The sequence below is a fragment of the Rhizobium sp. USDA 4016 genome (genome assembly GCF_056279705.1).
Map to the genome: position 1 here is coordinate 194,607 of NZ_JBWCCY010000004.1, position 19,282 is coordinate 213,888.

Below are 19,282 nucleotides of genomic sequence, written 5' to 3' on the forward strand. Positions count from 1 at the left end.
CTCCGAGTTATACATGATGCCCCTCATCCTCCCTGCCGGGCACCTTCTCGCCGCAAGCGCGGCGAAGCGGACTCGCGGCGATGCTCTCGCCCTCGGGGCATTTCGGATAGCGGCGAGAGGTCTTGGGGCATGTCGCCTCTCCCTGCGTGTGGGAGAGGGTTAGGGGCAATCATTCTGCCTGGGTGTTGGCTATCGCCCGCCGATCACGCCGATATAGTCCGACACCCAGCGATGATACGGCACGCACTCACTCTGTGTCGTACATTTGGCAACAGGCGTCTTCCAGAACTTGATCTTGTCGAAGTGGTCGAAGCCGTTGGTGGTGCAGCCGGTATCGGTCAGCAGTTGGTTGCCCTTGCATGCTGCCGGAACGGAGGGGACGGCACCGAACCAGGCGGCGGCATCACCCTGGACCTTGGCGGACAGGGAATGCTCCATCCACATATAGGCGCAGTTCGGATGCTCGCTGTCGGCATGAAGCATTGTCGTGTCGGCCCAGCCGGTGACGCCTTCCTCGGGGAAGGTCGAGGCGATCTTCTGCTTGTCGGCCTGCATCAGGTTCACCTGGAACGGCCAGGAGCCGGATGCGACGACGCCTTCGTTCTTGAAGTCGTCGATCTGGATCATCGCGTCATGCCAGTAGCGGGAGACAAGCTTGCGCTGGCCGCGCAGCAGATCGAGGGCTGCCTTATACTGGTCTTCATTGAGTTCGTAGGGATCCTTGATACCGAGATCAGGCTTGTGGGCCATCAGATACATGGCAGCATCGGCGACGTAGATCGGTCCGTCATAGGCCTGGACGCGGCCCTTGTTGGATTTGCCATCAGGCAGCGTTTCTTCTTCGAATACCACCTTCCAGCTCGTCGGGGCCTTATCCTTGAAGGCATCGGTGTTGTACATCAAAACGTTCGGCCCCCACAGATAGGGCACGCCGTAGTGGACGCCGCCGACGGTATGCCACGGAGCACTCTGGAGGCGTTCGTCGAGGTTTTTGAAGCTCGGAATGAGGTCGGTATTGATCGGCTGCACGCGCTTGCCGGCAACGAGACGCAGCGAAGCATCGCCCGAAGCGGTGACGAGATCGAAGCCACCTTCGTTCATCAGCGCCACCATTTCATCCGAGGTCGCCGCCGTCTTCACGGAAACCTTGCAGCCGGTCTTCTTTTCAAAATCGGTAACCCAGTCGTAATTCTTGTCGGTTTCGCCGCGCTCGATATAGCCGGCCCAGGCGACGATGCTGACCGCACCCTCACCCTTGTCCAAGGCCTTCAACGGTTCGGCAGCAGCCACCTGCGTCACGAAGCTCAAGCTTGCGAGGGCAGCAGTGCACGATTTCAGAAGGTACTTCATCGTCTGTCTCCCGGTTTGTGCCGCTTGTTGCGGCATTTGTTCCCGGTTGAAAGGTGCGCTGAAATATCCGGTTTCGCAAATTCATTTATCAGAAAGACGATATCGGAAATTCCGATATCGTCATCGCGCACGGCCGGATCGCATGGCTTCCGCAATGCCGACGAAATCTCGCGCCGCTTGCGGCAGGCTGGAACCCTTGCGCCAGACCATGCCGACCTGGACGACTGGCAATGAACCGGAGACATCGCGGCTTTCGATCCGGTCGCCTTCCAGCGACCAGGGGCGGTAGACGAGATCGGGAAGCAGAGCGACGCCGGCGCCTGTTGCAACGAGACTGCGCACGGCTTCCACCGACCGGGTGCGGAAGGCGACATGCGGGCGGGCGCCGAGCGCTGACAGCAGCTTGCCGGTGTTCTCCTCGATCTCATCGACCGTCAGCATGATCAGCGGCTCGCGGGCAATGTCGGCAACCGAGATGATGTCGGCCGAAACCAACGGGTGGCCCATCGGCAGCCAGAGACGATAGGGCGAGGTTTCGAGGATCTCCGCCTGCAGCGCCATGCGGTCGCGCAGGTTGGAGATTACCATGACCGCGACATCGAGTTCACCGCCGACCAGCAGATGCTCCAGATAGCCGCCATTGTCTTCGATTGCACTAACCTCCACACCGGGGCAGGCGCGGCGGTACCGCGCCAGAAGATCGGAAAGAACATAGCCTGCGACCAGCGAGGTGACGCCGATATTCAATGTTCCGGAAAGAGCGCTTTGCAGGCTGGAAAAGCTGGCCCGGGCATCGGAGACGCTGGCTAGAATTTTTGTCGCATGCCGGAGGAACTGGTGACCGTTGTGCGTGATCGTCAGGCCGCGCGGGTGGCGTTCGAAGAGTTCGACGCTAAGGTCGGTTTCCAGCTCCTTCAGCGCTTCTGTGACCGAGGATTGCGAGATGGAAAGATTCTGCGCGGCGCGCGTCACCGAACCCTGCTCGGCAACGGCGACGAAATACTGGATCTGGCGAAGGGTGAAGGCCATGCGTGTTTTAGAGCACGGCCAAACGGATCATGGCAAGCACATCGGGTGGCGGACCTTTTTTGGTCTTTAGCCCGAATTGGTATGTTTCTCGAAAGACCACTTAAGCATTCCGAAACGTCGTTTGACTAGCTTCACTCGCATGTATTGCGTTGGAGTTTTTTCGATGGCGGAGCAGTTGGCGTGAAGGCCTTACTGCGCATCTTCCGGCCCTCCCGGAAATTGGTGATTGTAATCGGCGGACTGGCCTTGTTTATAGGCGCTTCCGGCGGTGTTGCCCTTTATATCGGCAGGGACAACATCATCGGCCAGGTGTTGGAAGAGGCGAACGGCGTCTCCTGCACCGATGTCAACCTGGTGACCATCAAGAAGCAGGATCGCGTCTGGATTCGCAAATACATCAAGACCGAGCCGACGGACGGCATGACACGGGTCAAGACGGCGCTCCGCGTGGCGCAAGCCATTTACGCGCAAGAAAGGCCCGATCTGGTACAGGTCGTGGTCCTCGATGAAAACGGTCCAACGCTGCGTTCGGATATTCGTGGCAGGGCGATCGGCGCCGATGTGGTTTATATCCCGCATCCCGACCAGTTGGTCGAAGGGCTGAACGGCAAACCCTATACTGCCCGCTATTACGATGGTCAGGCGAGCGAGAACGGCCTGTTTTTCGGCGAGCGCATCGATTTGCCGGACGAAGAAATCCAGGCGCTGAACGCCTCGTTCAAGCAACGCTCCGATTGCATTGATCCGACGGCTGTCGCTGCAACCGCAGGCGAGGGCAACGAAAAAGGCGGCGAAGGGGACGCACCACCGGATAGCGAAGCCGTTTCTCTGCCAGAAGGCAGCAAGGCTGCTCCTGCCTCCGGCCATTGATCATTGGGCATGCGAAAGGCGGACGACCATCGGCCGTCCGCCTTTTCAATCTGCTCAGTCCGCCTTACTGCGGCGGGCCGGGAAGAGGATGATGTCGCGGATCGAGGGGGAATTCGTGAGCAGCATGATCAGGCGATCGACGCCGATGCCGAGACCGCCGGCGGGCGGCATGCCCTGGTCGATTGCGTCCAGAAATTCCTCGTCCAGCTGTTTTTCCTTTTCGCCGCGCGCGTGAGCCTGCTCCAGCTGTTCGACCATGCGCTTGCGCTGCTCTTCTGGATCGTTGAGTTCCGAGAAGGCGTTGCCGAGTTCCCAGGCATTGCAATAGGTCTCGAAACGCTCGACAAGGCGCGGCTCGCCCGGCACTTCCTTGGCGAAGGGAGAGATGTCCTTCGGGAAATGCGTGACGTGCGCGGGCTGGATCAGCGTGCTTTCGACCTTCTCCTCGAAGATAAAGGCCAGGCATTCGCCCCAGGTTGCGTCCTTCTCGATTTCGAAACCGGCGGCCTTCGTGGCGGCGCGGGCTTCCTCGTCGGTCTTGATCGCCAGAAAGTCGATGCCGGTCGCTTCCTTGACGGCGTCAGGCATCGGCACACGGCGGAACGGGCCTTTGAAGGAGATCTGCTTGTCGACGAAGGTGAATTCCGTGCTGCCATGGACCGAAATGGCAAGCTCGGCGAACATGCGTTCGACGAGGTCCATCATGTCCTCGTAGTCGGCATAGGCCCAGTAGCACTCCATCATGGTGAATTCGGGATTGTGCCTTGTCGAGACGCCTTCGTTGCGGAAGTTGCGGTTGATCTCGAAGACCTTGTCGGTGAGGCCCGAAACCAGCGTGCGCTTCAAAAACAGTTCCGGCGCGATGCGCAGGTACATGTCGAGCTTGAGCGTGTTGTGATGCGTCTTGAAGGGTTCGGCGGTCGCACCGCCGTACACCGACTGCAGCATCGGCGTCTCGACTTCCATGAAGCCGTCATTCTCCATGAAGCGGCGAATGCCGGAGACAATCTTCGAACGCTGCTGGAAACGGAGCTTCGATTCCTCGTTGGTCATGATGTCGAGGTGACGCTTGCGGTAGCGCAGCTCGATGTCGGAGAGGCCATGCCACTTCTCGGGCATCGGCAAAAGCGACTTGGTCAGCATGGTGATCTGTTGCGCGTTGATCGTCAGTTCGCCGCGCTTGGTGCGGCGCACCACGCCGGTCACACCGATGATGTCGCCGATGTCGATCATCGGCAGCAGGGCGCGAGCCTCTTCCGGCGTCGTGTCCTTGTGGCTGAAGATCTGGATCTTGGCCGAAGCGTCATGGATGTCCATGAACATGCCGGAGTTGCGCGAGGAATAGACGCGGCCGGCGACGGTGACGACATCCTGTGTCTCGGTGTCCGGCTCCAGGCCCTCGTATTTCGCAGCGAGTTCGGCATTGGTGATCGTCCGGTGGAAATGCGCCGGATAGACATCGCCGACCTGTTCGCGCAGCAGCTTCAGCTTCTGGGCGCGGACTTCCGTTGCGTCGGAGGAAAGGGTCGCTGTTTCGGTCTTTTCAGTCATGATGCAAACGTCCGGTTCAATTCTTCGGGCCGACGAGGGAGGCGACCGCCTGAGACGCCAGTTTCAGGCGCTGGCGTACGACGGCGCGGCCGAGGATCGCCATGGAATCGAAGAGCGGCAGCGAGCGCGATGAGCCGGAGACGGCGACGAAAAGCGGTGCGACGACCACCTTCAGCTTCTTGCCCATGCGATCGGCAACAGCGCGCAGCTCGGCTTCGATCGACTCGACGTTCCATTCAAGGATCTTTTCGAGGTCCGACTGCACCGTGTTGAGGATTTCCAGAATCTCTTCCGGCGGCGACTTGATCTTGACAAAGGCGGATGGATCAAGGTTCAGGTCCGACTTGAACAGGAAGCCCGTGAGGTCCGGCAGTTCGCCAAGCCTGGAGATGCGCGACTGCGAGAGCGCAAGACCGGCCCTCAGGCGATCGTTTTCCATCGCCCACTGCAGGACGCGATGCTGGAACTCTTCTTCCGAAAGCTTCTCGCGGATCCAGCGGCCGTTCAGCCAATCGAGCTTCTGGATGTCGAAGATCGCGCCCGCCTTGGAGAGGTTCTCCGGGTCGAATTTTTCGGCGAGCTCGTCCATCGTCATCAGCTCTTCGCCTTCAGCGATCTGGACGAAGAAGAGGCCGAGGAAGTTCATCAGCGCCTCGGGGATATAGCCGAGCGCGGTGTAATAGGAGATCGAGGTCGGGTTCTTGCGCTTCGACAGCTTTGACTTGTCGGCATTGCGCATCAGCGACAGGTGCATGAACACCGGTGGCTCGAGGCCGAGATACCGGTAGATCAGGATGTGCTTTGGAACCGAAGCCAGCCATTCCTCGCCGCGGGCGACATGGGTGATCTTCATCAGGTGGTCGTCAACGACGTTTGCCATGTGATAGGTCGGCATGCCGTCGGCCTTCAAGAGGACTTGCATGTCGACCGCTTCCCACGGGATTTCCACGTCGCCATAGACCCCGTCGGTGAACTTGCAGGAGCCTTCGGCGGGGATCTTCATGCGCACGACAGAGGGTTCGCCTGCCGCCATGCGCGAGGTGACTTCTTCTGCCGAGAGGCTCAGGCAGAGGCCGTCATATTTTGGCGGCAGGTTTGCGGCGCGTTGCGCCTCGCGCATCTTTTCCAGACGCTCCGGCGTGCAGAAACAGCGGAAACCGTGGCCGGCGGCAACAATCTTTTCGACATACTCGCCGTAGATATGCTTGCGGTCGCTCTGGCGGTACGGGCCATGGGGCCCGCCGATGTCGGGGCCCTCCGACCACTTCAGGCCGCACCATTTCAGCGCATCCAGGACCTTCTTTTCGAATTCCGGGGTCGAGCGCGTAGCATCGGTATCCTCGATGCGCAAAATGAACTCGCCGCCGTTTTTCTTGGCGAAAAGATAATTGAAGAGAGCGATGTAAGCGGTCCCGACATGCGGCTCGCCAGTCGGCGAGGGAGCGATTCGGACGCGGACGCCGGAAGCTGTCATTTTATGTGCCCGTCAAATAAATGCCGGACGGCTTTCCTGCGAAAGCGACGTTCGGCGGGAAGAATGCAGATCACTGGATCAGGAAACCGGCCGGATAAGGGCATTCTGCCCAGTTCATCCGCCGATTGTCCGTTTGGCTGGCCTTAAGGCCATATTCGACCGCGCACGTCAAGGAAAATGGGCGCCGGGCACTCAAAGCGCAGGCCAAACATAGAGAAGCACGGGCACGCTCACCACGATGATGATGAAGGATAGCGGTAGGCCCAGGCGAGGGTAATCGCTGAAGCGGTAGCCGCCGGGGCCGAAAACCAGCGTATTGCATTGATGGCCGATTGGCGTGAGGAAGTCGCAGCCGGCGCCAATGGCAACCGCCATCAGGAAAGCTTCCGGTTTGTAATGGAGGGCCTCAGCGAAACTCGCCGCGATCGGTCCCATGACAAGGACTGTGGCGGCATTATTGAGGAACGGCGTCACTGCCATGGCGGTCACCAGCATCAACGCCAGCGCGCCGAATGGCGGCATCTGGGCAGCGAAATCGCCGAGCCATCCGGCAATCAGATCGCTGCCGCCCGTGGTCCGGAGCGTATCGGATACCGGGATCAGTGCTGCAAGCATGATCAGGATCGGCGCATCGAGCGACTTATAGACATCGACGAGCGGGATCACGCGAAAGACGACCATGGCGAGCGCTGCGCAGAAAAAGGCGACCGAAACCGGCGTGAGGCCCGCGGCAGTCACGCCCATGGCGGTGGCGAGGATCAAAAGGGGCACATAGCCTCGGCGTGGCGTGCCAAGCATGATGTCACGTTGGGCAAGCGGAAGGCAGGAAAATTCCTGCAGGAAGCCAGGCAGGTTCCTGCGGCTTCCCTGAAGCAGGAGAACGTCGCCGGCCCGAAGCGTCACCTCGCTCAGCCGCTCGGTAAGTTTGTGGCCCTGGCGACTGACGGCGAGCAGGTTGACCCGCCGCCGGTTCCACAGCGAGAGCTGGCGCGCGGAAAGGCCGATCAGCATCGATTCCGCGGTGATGACGGCCTCGATCGACACGAGATTGCCCTCCGCCCGCGCTTCCGGGATGGGCTTTCCGGAGAGCTTCAGCTTCGCATGGGTCACCACGCGATCGAGTGCATCCGGCACGCCTTCCAGCAATATCGTATCGCCGGCCTTCAGCATCACGTCGGGAAAAGGCGACATGCGGGAGTGGCCGCGCAGGATCGCCGTCGCCACGACTTCGCCGTCGCCGAGTTGAAGGAGTTCGTTCAGCTTCTTGCCGTCGAAGCTCGATCCTTCGACAACCGTCGCCTCCGAGAAATAGGTTTTGAGGTCGAGCGCCTCCTCGAGCGAGGGATTCTCGTTCTGCCGTTCCGGCACCAGCCAATGGAAGAAGATCAAGAAGACGACGCCGACAAGGGTCAGGGTCGCGCCGACAGGCGTGAAATCGAACATGGTGAAGGGCGCACCGGTGATCTCCTCGCGCAATCGCGATACGACGATGTTGGGCGAAGTGCCTATCTGCGTCATCAAGCCGCCGAGCAAGGCAGCAAAACTCATCGGCATCAAATAGAGCGATGGTGATCTGCCGGTTTTCCTGGCGAACTGGAAGGCGACCGGAATCATGATCGCCAAAGCGCCGATATTCTTGATGAAGGCAGAGAGCACCGCAACAACGACAAGCAACAGGGCGAGTTGGAGATGCGGCTTGGCAAGATTGGGAAAGAAGCGCTTGATCGCCATGTCGACGATCCCCGAGCGGGCGACCCCGGTGCTGACGACGAGGGCGCTGCCGACGATGATGACGATGTCGTCTCCGAAGCCGGAAAACGCCTTGCCGAAAGGAACGAGACCGGCTGCAACCGCAAGAACGAGGGCGCAACAGGCCACAATGTCGTAACGGAACCGGTCCCAGATGAAGATTGCCATCATCAGGCCGATCACGCCGAAGGAAAGGATCTGTTGGGTCGTCATACCGCTCTGAAGGTTTGGGCCGATTGCCGGATGAACTTGTACGCTTTCCTGGAGCAATCAATGTCATGCAGGATGCAAAGTTCCTATCCCTCACCTCGCCGGGCGCAAATGGTCTTTTCCAGCATCTCGCCGGACAGGGCGGTATCGTTCGATACGCGCCCATTTGGGCGGGCGCCGCCCGTTTTGCGCCGGACATCACGGCAGACGATCAGCGGCTGGTTTCGGCGATCACAGGGAACTCGCCAGGGGAGCGGCCTGAACAAAAAAGCAAAGGGCGCGTTTTTGTCGCGCCCCCCGTTTAAATCTCGTCAATGCCCGCTGGCTTTCTTCCGCATTCGGGCGTTTCTTGCAAACATGTTCAGCACTTCAACCAGCGCCGAGAAGGCCATGGCGGCATAGACATAGCCCTTCGGTACATGGAACCCCATGCCGTCGGCGATGAGTGTGGTGCCGATCATCAGCAGGAAGGCCAGCGCCAGCATGACGATCGTCGGGTTTTTCTCGATGAAATTCGCAAGCGGCGTCGCGGCGAACAGCATGACGGTGACGGCGGCGATGACGGCGATGACCATGATCGGCAGGTGCGGGGTCATGCCGACGGCGGTGATGATGCTGTCCACCGAGAAGACGAGGTCGAGCAGCAGGATCTGGCTGATCGCCGCCGCAAAGCCCGTCGTTGCCGAACTCGCGATGAAATCCTCGTTGTGATCTTCCGGATCGACACTGTGGTGAATTTCCTTGGTGGCCTTCCATACGAGGAACAGGCCGCCGGCGATCAAGATCATGTCCTTCCAAGAGAAGCCATGACCGAAAGCTTCGAAGACAGGTGTCGTGAGCTGGACGATCCAGGCCACGGTACCGAGCAATGCAAGACGCATGACGAGGGCGAGGCTGATGCCCACTTTGCGAGCTTTATCACGATGCTCGACCGGCAGCTTGTTGGTGAGAATGGAAATGAAGATCAGGTTGTCGATGCCGAGGACGACTTCCATGACAACCAGGGTCACCAGAGCCACCCAGGCTGCCGGATCCTGAACGAGCATGATGATATCTTGCATAAGTTGTTTTCCCTCGCGCCATAGAATCTGACGCCCGCAATTTAAGGTGAAGGCGCCAAGAAACAAGCGCGCAGGGGAATATACGAAAGCGGGAAGGCTTTTATTCCTTCACCGGTATCCAGATTTCCGTGATGCCCATGCCGGTATGGGGATCGAAACGCTCGTCGTAGCGTTCGAACATGTCTGGCATCTCGGCGTGCTTGAGACCCGAGGCGGGGAGCCATGTCCCGAAGATATGATGCATCGTTGCCGCAACAGCGGAGACGTGGCCGCGATGGGTGAAGACAGCGTAGCGCTGACCGGGCACTTTTAGCGTCGTAAAACCCTCCGGCAGGTCGCTGGCGTCTGTGACTTCGGCACCTGCCATATAGCGGAACGTTTCGGTTTCTCCTTGGATATGTGTGCAGATGCCATAGGCGGCGTTGCCGCGCTGGCCGGAAATATTGCCGAAATAAGAGTTGAATTTCTGCCAAAGTGAGGGAATCGCGGCATTGCCGCCGTAGCCATAGGCCTCTTGCAGTCCGGCAAAAAGCATTGGCGGTAGGGTTTCGAAGCGGGGTTCTTCAAGTTCGTTGAGGCGTGCGGGGTCCATTTTGATCGGCTCCACTAAAGCGAGGTTGCGGACGTGCCCCTGCTTGCGAGCCGCGTCCGGCGTGATGCCGAACTGGTCGCGAAAGGCACGGGTGAAAGCCTCGTGCGAGCCGTAACTCGCGCCGAGGGCAACCTCGAGGATGCTCGATGAACTGCCGATCAGGGCCAATGCGGCGGCGCTCAGACGACGTCCGCGGAGATAGCCGCTGATCGAGTGGCCGGTGACGAGCCCGAAGACGCGCGACAGATGATAGCGCGACAGACCTGCGGCATCCGAGATATCATCCAGCGAGATATCGCTGGCGGAATGGCTTTCAATAAACCAAATCGCCCGTCCAATGGCACTCATGCACACTTCCTTGGTTGCGGTCTCCTGATTAGAGTAAAACCGGCAAGCAGGTTTGATCGCTTTTGCTGGATTTTAGTGCAACGCCGAAAGAAATCGAAGACGTTCAGGCTGGCCGGTTCTGGTTAACGCCATAGGCGGCAAGGAAGACGCGGATCGCACCGCGGATGATGCGGCTCATCTCCTCCTCGGAGGGAGGACCCGCCATGTCGCCCAAGAGGCGCAACTTGAAGAAGCCTCCGCCGCACAGTTCCAGGAACTGGCGAGCGGCAAGCTCGACATCCTCGATCACAAAATGCCCGGCGGCGACCTGCGCCTTCAGATAGTCGGTGAGGACGGTCCGGATGTTTTCGGGGCCGGTAAAGAAGCGTTGACAAAGGTGCGGCATGCGGTCGCGCACTCCGATGACGGTGCGTATGGCATTGATGACCTTTTCTTCGGTTGTGTGCCGGACGAAGGTCATGCCGAAATCGTAAAGAGCCGTGTCCGGATCGGGATTGGCATTGAGAGCCGCACGCACGCTGGCGACAAAAGCGGCGCGCTCGGTCTCCATCATCGCAGTAAAAAGCTCTTCCTTGTTGGCGAAGTAGACATAAAGTGTTCCTTTCGAAACACCAGCCTCGCGCGTCACATCGTTCATGCTCGCGGCATCGAAGCCGAGTTTCATGAAGACACGCTTCGCCCCTTCAAGGATCTGCCTGCGCTTTGCCGGATCCTCTCCTGCCGCCCATCGGCCGCTTGCGGCCGGGGCTTCGACCGTATCTTTGAAGATTTCTGTCATTGTCTCCTTAACTACGTTCGCAGGTGCGAACATACAAAATCGAACCGCCTGGTTCGATATAACTTGATATGACTTTAAAAAGGTCTTATGTCAACTGAACCGAACCGTTCAGTTCGATCAATGTCACTCGATTTACCCGGTCTTTGCTCATGTCGTCCAACCAGAAATCGAATGTCGCCCGCATTGTCAGCGATTCCGCAAGGGACGAGACGGTGCCGGACGCCGTTGTCCCTGCCGAACCGGCGACTGCGGAAGCTCCGCGTGCCCCTCAGACTGCTCCCGATACGCAGACCGCTCCGGCTGAAAAGAAGAAGCGCCGCGGCCTGGTGCTACCGATCGTGGCGCTCGCTATTCTTGCCGGCGGTGCGTCATACGGCTACGAGTGGTGGACGAACGGCCGTTTCATGGTCTCGACCGACGACGCCTATATCGAAGGCGATATCGCAACGATCTCGCCAAAGGTCACCGGCTATGTCGCGAAGGTGAATGTCGTCGCCAACCAGCAGGTGAAGGCCGGGGACGTGCTCGCCACGCTCGACAACGGCGATTATCAAAATGCCCTCGACCAGGCCGAAGCCCAGATCGCTACGGAGAAGCTGTCGCTGAGCCGCATCGACGCGCAGATCGAAGGAGCCAAGGCAGCGCTTGCTCAGGCCCAGGCCTCCAAGGTGGCTCTTGAGGCGGCAGTCCGTGGCGCTGAGATCACACAGAAGCGCCAGGCGGACCTCCAGGCGAAGTCGGTCGGCACTACGGCCGATCTCGACACTGCCAATATTGCTCTCGACCAGGCCAAGGCCAATCTCGTCGGCGGTGACGCCAACATCAAGTCGGCGGAAGCAAATGTCACCATTCTCGAGGCGCAGCGCAGGGAAGCCGAAGGTTCGGTTCGCACGCTCGAGCTTCAGCGGGACAAGGCAGCCCGCGATCTGTCCTTCACAATCCTCAAGGCACCTTATGATGGCGTCGTCGGCAACCGCTCTGTTCAGGAAGGCGATCTCGTTTCGCCCGGCCAGCGCCTGATGGCACTGGTTCCGGTGCGTCAGCTCTTCATCGACGCCAACTTCAAGGAAACGCAGATCCAGCACCTGGTTCCGGGCTCGAAGGTCAACGTGCATGTCGACGCTTATGACGACCATCCGATCGTCGGCACCGTCGAGTCGATTTCGCCGGCCTCCGGCTCCGTCTTCTCGCTACTGCCGCCGGAAAATGCGACGGGCAATTTCACCAAGATCATCCAGCGCGTCCCGGTCCGCATTGCGCTGCCTCAAGATGCGCTCGACAGCGGCCGCTTGCGCGCCGGCCTGAGCGTCGTCGTCGATGTCGATACCCGCACGGCCCCCGGTAGAGAGCAGGCAGCAAAGTGATCAGCCAGCCGGAGTAGGCCAATGGCTACCACCGCTACAGCAGGCGCCATTCCGGTCGCCGGTTCCGAAGAGCGAATGGACCCGCGCAAGCTCATCGCATTCTTTGCGATGGTGCTTGGCATGTTCATGTCGATCCTCGACATCCAGATCGTCTCCGCATCGCTCGCGGAAATCCAAGCAGGCCTTTCCGCCGGCTCGGATGAGATCGGCTGGGTGCAGACGTCCTACCTGATTGCGGAAGTCATCATGATTCCGCTGTCGGGAACGCTCGCTCGCATCATCTCGACACGCTATCTTTTCGCTATTTCGGCTGCTGGTTTCACGCTGTCGAGCGTGCTCTGCGCAACGGCAACGAACATTGACCAGATGATCGTTTACCGCGCCATCCAGGGCTTCATCGGCGGCGGTATGATTCCGTCCGTCTTCGCGGCCGCCTTCACCATCTTCCCGCCGTCGAAGCGCAGCATCGTCTCGCCTATCATTGGCCTGATCGCCACCCTTGCGCCGACCATCGGCCCGACCGTCGGCGGTTATCTCAGCCACGCCTTCTCGTGGCACTGGCTGTTCCTCGTCAACGTCATTCCCGGTATCCTGGTCGCCACCATCACCTGGAATTTCATCGACTTCGACAAGCCGGAACTGTCGCTCTTCAGGAAGTTCGACTGGTGGGGCCTTATCTCCATGGGCGTTTTCCTCGGTGCGCTGGAATATGTGCTGGAGGAAGGCAATTCGAACGACTGGTTCAACGACAGTTATATCGTCGCCGGTGCTGTGGCTTCCGCGGCAGGCGCGATCATCTTCTTCTATCGCGCTTTCACCGTGGACTTCCCGGTCGTCGACCTCAGAGCCTTTACCAACAGGAATTTCTCCTTCGGTTCGGTGTTCTCATTCGTCATGGGGATCGGGCTATACGGCCTCACCTATATCTATCCGGTCTATCTGGGGCGCATCCGCGGTTACGATTCGCTGATGATCGGCGAGACCATGTTTGTCTCCGGCCTTGCGATGTTCCTCACTGCGCCGATTGCCGGCCGGCTGTCGACGAAGATGGACCTTCGCCTGATGATGGTGATCGGCTTTACCAGCTTCGCGGCTGGCACCTTCGTCATGACCCACCTGACCGAAGACTGGGATTTCTACGAGCTCTTCATCCCGCAGATCCTGCGCGGTTTCGGGCTCATGATGTGCATGGTGCCGATCAACAACATCGCGCTCGGCACGATGCCGCCTTCACGTATCCGTGGTGCCTCCGGTCTGTTCAACCTCACTCGTAACCTCGGCGGGGCAGTCGGCCTTGCGGTGATCAACACCGTTCTCTCCAACCGTCAGGACGTGCACTACGAGCGGCTGCGGGAAAACATGGATTGGGGTAATCCGGCCGCGATCGACCAGATGAACAACCTCACTGCCAACTTCAACTCCTATGGCTTGGACGGGGCTTCGGCCGCGATCAAGCAGATGGTCGGGCTTGCCACCAGACAGGCGATCATTCTCTCCTTCAGCGACGTATTCCTGATCCTGACCGTACTTTTCATGGCCATGATCCTCGGGGTCGCGATGATCAAGAAACCGGAACCCCAGGGCGGCGGCGGTGGCAGCGGAGGCCACTGAGCGTTCGAAGGTTCGAAATGACGGCCGGCTTGGGAGACCATGCCGGCCTTTTTATGGGTGCTAGACAGCCGTTTGAAATTTTTGATTTACGTACATCAAATTTGGCGATAATGGTTTCATCAGGAGGAGCGATGAGGCCTACAGTTCATGATATCGCCGCTGCGGCGGGGGTCAGTCTGGCGACCGTTGACCGCGTTCTGAACCAGCGCCCCGGTGTCCGCCGCATCACGCGCGAAAAAGTGGAAACGGCAATCCGCGAGATCGGCTATGTGCGCGATGTTGCCGCCGCCAACCTCGCTAAGGGCCGCACCTATCCTTTGGTTTTCATCCTGCCCGCCTCGGACAATTCCTTCATGCACGGGCTGCACGCCGAGATCCGCGAAGCGATGATCCGTTCGCCGTCCGAGAGGACGAGTATTCGCACACTGGAGGTTGCCGCCTTCGATCCGGCCGCTCTGGTTACGGCGCTCGAAAAGCTTGCCGATGAACGTCCCGCCGGGATTGCGCTTGTCGCCACCGACGCACCCGAGGTCGTCGCTGCGGTCGACAGGCTCGTGGCCGACGGGATTCCTGTCGTCACGCTGGTTTCAGACCTCACCGGTTCGCGCCGGCATCATTATGCGGGTGTCGACAATATCGCCGCCGGAAGAACCGCAGCGCGTCTTCTCGGACGCTTTCTTGGCGATGCCAAGGGCGAGGTGGCGGTGCTTGCCGGCTCCATGCTGGTGCGCGACCATCGCGAGCGGCTGGAAGGCTTTGCCGCGCTGATGGCGCAGGAGTTTCCGAAGCTCTCCATCCTGCCGGTCCTCGAAGGCCGCGACGATCCGGAACTGGCGCATATGCTGGTCGCCGACGTCTTGTCCAAGCATGAGCGGGTGATTGGCGTCTACAGCCTAGGCGCCGGCAACCGTGGCCTTGTCAGGGCGCTCAAGGCGAGAGTCTCAAGCCGCCCGCTGACAGTCGTCGCCCATGAATTGACCGTCCATACGCGTGCAGCCCTCATCGACGGCACGATCGATGCGATCCTCAATCAGAACGCCGGCCATGAGGTCCGAAGTGCGATCCGAGTTCTCAAAGCAAAGGCCGACGGGCTTGCCGTCATCGATGCGCAGGAGCGGATCCGGCTCGACATATTCCTGAAAGACAATCTGCCGTAACGGCAAGGAGAATGACATGTATCTGGGTCTCGATCTCGGAACCTCGGGCGTCAAGGCGATGCTCATCGACGGCGATCAGAAGATCATCGGCTCGGCGAATGGTTCGCTCGATGTTTCGCGGCCGCATTCCGGCTGGTCGCAACAAGAACCGTCGCATTGGATTCGCGCAACGGAGGAGGCTGTTGCGGGCCTGAAAGCGAAACACCCGAAAGAGCTCGCGGCCGTCAAAGGCGTCGGCCTTTCCGGCCAGATGCATGGCGCGACGCTCCTTGATGCCGACGATAGGGTGCTGCGTCCCTGCATTCTCTGGAACGATACGCGTTCTTATGTCGAGGCAGCGGCGCTGGATGCCGACCCGAAATTCCGCAAGCTGACGGGTAACATCGTCTTTCCCGGGTTTACCGCACCGAAACTTGCCTGGGTCGCCAAGCATGAGCCCGGAATTTTCGCCAAGGTCGCCAAGGTGCTGCTGCCGAAGGACTATCTGCGGCTCTGGCTGACGGGCGAGCACATTTCCGAAATGTCGGATTCTGCCGGTACGTCCTGGCTCGATACAGGCAAACGCAAATGGTCGTCGGAGCTTCTTGCCGCGACGGGTCTCGACGAAAAGCAGATGCCGGCGCTGGTGGAAGGCACCGCGCAGGCAGGAAAGCTGCGCGGCGAACTCGCCGCCAAGTTGGGTATTGCAGGCGACGCTGTCGTTGCCGGCGGGGCAGGGGACAATGCAGCGTCTGCTTGCGGCATGGGCACGGTTAGCGATGGCGCGGCCTTCGTCTCGCTCGGCACGTCCGGCGTTCTCTTCGCGGCGAATGCCGCCTACCTGCCGAAGCCAGAGAGTGCGGTCCATGCCTTCTGCCACGCACTACCCAACACCTGGCATCAGATGGGCGTTATCCTTTCGGCCACCGATGCGTTGAACTGGCATTCGAACGTCACTGGTCAGTCCGCTGCCGATCTCACGAACGAACTCGGCGAGACGCTGAAGACACCCTCTGGTGTCACCTTTCTTCCTTATCTTTCAGGCGAACGCACGCCGCACAATGATGCCGTCATCCGTGGCGCCTTCATCGGCCTCGAGCATGAGAGCAGTCGGGTTGTGCTGACACAGGCGGTGCTCGAAGGTGTGTCGTTTGCAATCCGCGATAATCTCGAAGCGCTGCGTTCGGCAGGCACCGATATATCCCGCGTCACCGCCATCGGCGGCGGCTCGCGCTCGCGCTATTGGTTGGCGTCGATCGCAACGGCGCTCGGCGTTCCGGTCGATCTGCCCGCCGACGGCGATTTCGGCGCGGCCTTCGGGGCGGCGAGGCTTGGGCTGATCGCGGCGACAGGCGCCGAGCCGGTTTCAGTCTGCACGCCGCCGAAGACGGCAAAAACGATCGAGCCGGTCGCGGCTTTGAGTGGTGCCTATGAGGATGCCTACAGGCGCTATCGGGCGCTTTATCCGGCGATCAAATCGCTGGCGCATTGAGGTCGAGGCTGCCCCTCATCCGCCTGCCGGCACCTTCTCCCCGTGGGGAGAAAGTACTTGCGGCGGCGCCTGTCCCCGCTCTCCCCAGCGAAGAGAGGGTAGGGTGAGGGCGCCTGGCTGCATAACCAACAAGAGTGAACCCAAGGAGACAATACCATGAGCACCGGATTTTTCGGCGATATCCAGAAAGTGAAATATGAAGGCCCGGACAGCACCAATCCGCTGGCCTTCCGCCACTACCAGCCCGACGAAATTGTCATGGGCAAGCGCATGGAAGACCACCTGCGCTTTGCGGTTGCCTATTGGCATACCTTCACCTGGCCGGGTGGCGACCCCTTCGGCGGCCAGACCTTCCTGCGTCCCTGGTTCGAAGACACGATGAAGGCAGCGAAACTGAAGGCCGATGTCGCCTTCGAATTCTTCCAGCTGCTCGGCACGCCTTATTATTGCTTCCACGACGCCGACGTTCGCCCGGAAGGCAACAGCTTTGCCGAGAACACGAAGAACCTCGACGAGATTGTCGACTACTTTGCCGAAAAACAGGCTGCGACCGGCGTCAAGCTGCTTTGGGGCACGGCGAACCTCTTCTCGAACCGCCGCTTCATGTCGGGTGCCGCGACCAATCCGGATCCGGATGTCTTTGCATTTTCGGCTGCGACGGTGAAGACCTGCATGGATGCGACGCAGAAGCTCGGCGGCGAAAACTACGTGCTTTGGGGTGGCCGCGAAGGCTATGAGACGCTGCTCAACACCGACCTCAAGCGCGAGCTCGATCAGCTCGGCCGCTTCCTCAACCTCGTCGTCGAATACAAGCACAAGATAGGCTTCAAGGGCACGATCCTCATCGAGCCAAAGCCGCAGGAGCCGACCAAGCACCAGTACGACTACGACGTCGCGACCGTCTACGGCTTCCTGAAGAGGAATGGCCTGGAAAATGAGGTGAAGGTCAATATCGAGCAAGGCCACGCGATCCTCGCCGGCCATTCCTTCGAGCACGAGCTGGCACTTGCCAACGCGCTCGGCATCTTCGGCTCGATCGACATGAACCGTAACGATTACCAGTCCGGCTGGGATACCGACCAGTTCCCGAACAACGTGCCGGAAATGGCGCTGGCCTATTACCACGTCCTAGCAGGCGGCGGCTTCAAGACCGGCGGCACGAACTTCGATTCCAAGTTGCGCCGCCAGTCGCTCGATCCGGAAGACCTGCTGATCGGCCATATCGGCGGCATGGATTGCTGCGCTCGCGGCCTTAAGGCGGCCGCCAAGATGATCGAGGACAGGGCGCTCTCCAAACCGCTCGAGGATCGCTATGCCGGCTGGAACGCCGCTGAAGGCCAGAAGCTCTTGCGCGGCGAATACTCGCTGGAGCAGATCGCCGAGTGGGTTGAAACCAGGAACATCAACCCGCAGCCGAAATCCGGCAAGCAGGAACTGCTGGAAAACGTCGTCAACCGCTACGTTTAAGCAATGCGGGACGGCTGCAGCCTTCACTCGGCTGCCGCCGTCCTTCTTACTTCCTTGTCCAGTTGCGCGAGGGCGCAGAGACCGAGTTGCGGACCACCAGATCGGGTCTGAGCAGGATTTCCGTCTCGGCGGGCTGACCGTCTGACAGGAGCTCGAGCAGGAGTGCCATGGCATGCTTGCCGATGGCAGTGCGTGGCTGGCGGATCGTCGTCAGCGAGGGTGACATGAAGACGGCTTGAGGCACGTCATCGAAGCCGGTCACGGAAAAATCCCGAGGAATATCGTAGCCGCGCGCGCCGAGGCCGATCATCACACCGATGGCGGTCTGGTCGTTGACGCACATGAAGGCCGTCGGCAGGGTATCGCGCATAAAAAGCTGTTCGACCGCCAGCCGGCCGCTTTCGATCGTGCCGTCGCCTTCGAAGACAATTCGAAGGTCGGGACTGACGCCAGCGGCATCCATTCCGGCTTCATACCCCATGCGCCGCCGGCTGTAGGCGAGACGGGTGCGCGAATCGCCGATGAAGGCAATCTTTCGATGGCCCTCGGCAATCAGCAGGTCGACGGCCTTGCGGGCGCCCGCGATGTCGTCCACGCCGACATAGGGAATGCCGCCGTTGAAGACCGGCTCGAAGACGCCGACACTGGGCGGCAGGCGCGCGGTCATGGTCTGGTGGCCGAAGGGCAGGATGCCGGTGAAGAGGATCAGCCCGGCCGCCTGATTGGAATTCAGGAACTTCAGGTATTCGAGGCCGCGCTGCGCATCGTTCTGCGTATGGCCGATGAGAATGCCGTAGCCGTGCGCGCGGGCTTCATTCTCCAATCCGACCAGGATGTTGGAGAAATTCGGGTCGCCGATGTCGGGCGCGACCACGAGAATCATGTTCGAGCGGCCGAGCCGCAGGCTGCGCGCCATCGCATTCGTCGTGTAGCCGGTGATGGCGATTGCCTGGTTGACCTTGAGGCGTGTCGAGTTCGCGACCTTCTCGGGCATATGGATCGCGCGGGAGACCGTTGCAATCGAAACCTGGGCAATTCGGGCGACGTCTTCGATTGTTGCGGGGGTGGAATTCGACACTGCGCTCTGCCTTGGGTCTCGTCTTGACCGGGACACTACACAGACTTCCCCGAAGGTCAAAGGCGACGCTGAAAAATTCTCATGTATGCTATGATGTAAACCTTTACATCGCCAATGTAAAG

General features: G+C 60.0%; 15 protein-coding genes. 6 read left to right on the plus strand and 9 right to left on the minus strand.

All coding sequences use genetic code 11. The features are described 5' to 3' along the window. Positions 1 to 189: 189 nt before the first annotated feature. Positions 190 to 1,350, minus strand: a complete 1,161-nt coding sequence (locus ACZ9DP_RS16215; RefSeq protein WP_074070440.1) for an ABC transporter substrate-binding protein — start codon at positions 1,348 to 1,350, stop codon at positions 190 to 192. 120 nt (positions 1,351 to 1,470) lie between these two features. After that, on the minus strand, positions 1,471 to 2,379 hold the full coding sequence (locus tag ACZ9DP_RS16220) for a LysR family transcriptional regulator (RefSeq protein ID WP_239596845.1): 909 nt from the start codon (positions 2,377 to 2,379) through the stop codon (positions 1,471 to 1,473). Positions 2,380 to 2,559: 180 nt separating this feature from the next. Between ACZ9DP_RS16220 and ACZ9DP_RS16225 the strand changes: the two genes are divergently transcribed. After that, on the plus strand, positions 2,560 to 3,249 hold the full coding sequence (locus ACZ9DP_RS16225; RefSeq protein ID WP_372432607.1) for a hypothetical protein: 690 nt from the start codon (positions 2,560 to 2,562) through the stop codon (positions 3,247 to 3,249). A gap of 54 nt (positions 3,250 to 3,303) precedes the next feature. On the opposite strand, the gene lysS is transcribed toward ACZ9DP_RS16225, so the two are convergent. The 6 genes from lysS to ACZ9DP_RS16255 form a co-directional block, all read right to left on the minus strand. Further along, on the minus strand, positions 3,304 to 4,800 hold the full coding sequence (gene lysS / locus ACZ9DP_RS16230) for a lysine--tRNA ligase (RefSeq protein WP_455873905.1): 1,497 nt from the start codon (positions 4,798 to 4,800) through the stop codon (positions 3,304 to 3,306). Between the two features lie 16 nt (positions 4,801 to 4,816). Next, positions 4,817 to 6,274, minus strand: a complete 1,458-nt coding sequence (gene gltX, locus ACZ9DP_RS16235) for a glutamate--tRNA ligase (RefSeq protein ID WP_476202894.1) — start codon at positions 6,272 to 6,274, stop codon at positions 4,817 to 4,819. A gap of 192 nt (positions 6,275 to 6,466) precedes the next feature. Next, positions 6,467 to 8,236: an SLC13 family permease gene (locus ACZ9DP_RS16240; RefSeq protein WP_476202895.1), complete on the minus strand. Its 1,770-nt coding sequence runs from the start codon at positions 8,234 to 8,236 to the stop codon at positions 6,467 to 6,469. Between the two features lie 308 nt (positions 8,237 to 8,544). Next, a complete protein-coding gene (locus ACZ9DP_RS16245) occupies positions 8,545 to 9,294 on the minus strand; it encodes a TerC family protein (RefSeq protein ID WP_194728242.1) in 750 nt (249 codons plus the stop codon). A gap of 100 nt (positions 9,295 to 9,394) precedes the next feature. Continuing rightward, positions 9,395 to 10,234 carry a GyrI-like domain-containing protein gene (locus ACZ9DP_RS16250; protein ID WP_476202896.1) on the minus strand — a complete coding sequence of 280 codons (840 nt, stop codon included), beginning with the start codon at positions 10,232 to 10,234 and terminating at the stop codon, positions 9,395 to 9,397. A 103-nt stretch (positions 10,235 to 10,337) separates the two neighbouring features. After that, on the minus strand, positions 10,338 to 11,012 hold the full coding sequence (locus ACZ9DP_RS16255) for a TetR/AcrR family transcriptional regulator (RefSeq protein ID WP_239596858.1): 675 nt from the start codon (positions 11,010 to 11,012) through the stop codon (positions 10,338 to 10,340). A gap of 149 nt (positions 11,013 to 11,161) precedes the next feature. Here ACZ9DP_RS16255 and ACZ9DP_RS16260 point away from each other — a divergent pair, with 149 nt between their 5' ends. From ACZ9DP_RS16260 to xylA, 5 genes are all read left to right on the plus strand, one after another. Beyond that, a complete protein-coding gene (locus ACZ9DP_RS16260; RefSeq protein WP_476202897.1) occupies positions 11,162 to 12,376 on the plus strand; it encodes an HlyD family secretion protein in 1,215 nt (404 codons plus the stop codon). Between the two features lie 21 nt (positions 12,377 to 12,397). Continuing rightward, the gene (locus ACZ9DP_RS16265) at positions 12,398 to 13,987 is read left to right on the plus strand and encodes a DHA2 family efflux MFS transporter permease subunit (RefSeq protein WP_283069616.1); all 1,590 of its coding nucleotides are present in this window, start codon (positions 12,398 to 12,400) and stop codon (positions 13,985 to 13,987) included. Positions 13,988 to 14,118: 131 nt separating this feature from the next. Further along, a complete protein-coding gene (locus ACZ9DP_RS16270; protein ID WP_476202898.1) occupies positions 14,119 to 15,144 on the plus strand; it encodes a LacI family DNA-binding transcriptional regulator in 1,026 nt (341 codons plus the stop codon). A 16-nt stretch (positions 15,145 to 15,160) separates the two neighbouring features. Then, the gene (xylB, locus tag ACZ9DP_RS16275) at positions 15,161 to 16,615 is read left to right on the plus strand and encodes a xylulokinase (protein ID WP_283069614.1); all 1,455 of its coding nucleotides are present in this window, start codon (positions 15,161 to 15,163) and stop codon (positions 16,613 to 16,615) included. A gap of 156 nt (positions 16,616 to 16,771) precedes the next feature. After that, a complete protein-coding gene (gene xylA / locus ACZ9DP_RS16280; protein WP_074069723.1) occupies positions 16,772 to 18,082 on the plus strand; it encodes a xylose isomerase in 1,311 nt (436 codons plus the stop codon). A 46-nt stretch (positions 18,083 to 18,128) separates the two neighbouring features. Here the strand turns inward: xylA and ACZ9DP_RS16285 are convergent, their stop codons facing one another. Further along, entirely contained in the window at positions 18,129 to 19,160 is a 1,032-nt protein-coding gene (locus ACZ9DP_RS16285) for a LacI family DNA-binding transcriptional regulator (RefSeq protein WP_074069722.1), read from the minus strand. Positions 19,161 to 19,282 lie beyond the last annotated feature (122 nt).

Excerpts from the sequence above, each read along its gene's own strand:
- ACZ9DP_RS16240 (WP_476202895.1), bottom strand. The coding sequence starts at position 8,236 with ATGACGACCCAACAGATCCTTTCCTTCGGCGTGATCGGCCTGATGATG.
- ACZ9DP_RS16270 (WP_476202898.1), top strand. The coding sequence starts at position 14,119 with ATGAGGCCTACAGTTCATGATATCGCCGCTGCGGCGGGGGTCAGTCTG.
- xylA (WP_074069723.1), top strand. The coding sequence starts at position 16,772 with ATGAGCACCGGATTTTTCGGCGATATCCAGAAAGTGAAATATGAAGGC.
- ACZ9DP_RS16220 (WP_239596845.1), bottom strand. The coding sequence starts at position 2,379 with ATGGCCTTCACCCTTCGCCAGATCCAGTATTTCGTCGCCGTTGCCGAG.
- ACZ9DP_RS16250 (WP_476202896.1), bottom strand. The coding sequence starts at position 10,234 with ATGAGTGCCATTGGACGGGCGATTTGGTTTATTGAAAGCCATTCCGCC.
- ACZ9DP_RS16255 (WP_239596858.1), bottom strand. The coding sequence starts at position 11,012 with ATGACAGAAATCTTCAAAGATACGGTCGAAGCCCCGGCCGCAAGCGGC.
- ACZ9DP_RS16265 (WP_283069616.1), top strand. The coding sequence starts at position 12,398 with ATGGCTACCACCGCTACAGCAGGCGCCATTCCGGTCGCCGGTTCCGAA.
- ACZ9DP_RS16215 (WP_074070440.1), bottom strand. The coding sequence starts at position 1,350 with ATGAAGTACCTTCTGAAATCGTGCACTGCTGCCCTCGCAAGCTTGAGC.
- xylB (WP_283069614.1), top strand. The coding sequence starts at position 15,161 with ATGTATCTGGGTCTCGATCTCGGAACCTCGGGCGTCAAGGCGATGCTC.
- ACZ9DP_RS16260 (WP_476202897.1), top strand. The coding sequence starts at position 11,162 with ATGTCGTCCAACCAGAAATCGAATGTCGCCCGCATTGTCAGCGATTCC.
- ACZ9DP_RS16245 (WP_194728242.1), bottom strand. The coding sequence starts at position 9,294 with ATGCAAGATATCATCATGCTCGTTCAGGATCCGGCAGCCTGGGTGGCT.
- lysS (WP_455873905.1), bottom strand. The coding sequence starts at position 4,800 with ATGACTGAAAAGACCGAAACAGCGACCCTTTCCTCCGACGCAACGGAA.
- gltX (WP_476202894.1), bottom strand. The coding sequence starts at position 6,274 with ATGACAGCTTCCGGCGTCCGCGTCCGAATCGCTCCCTCGCCGACTGGC.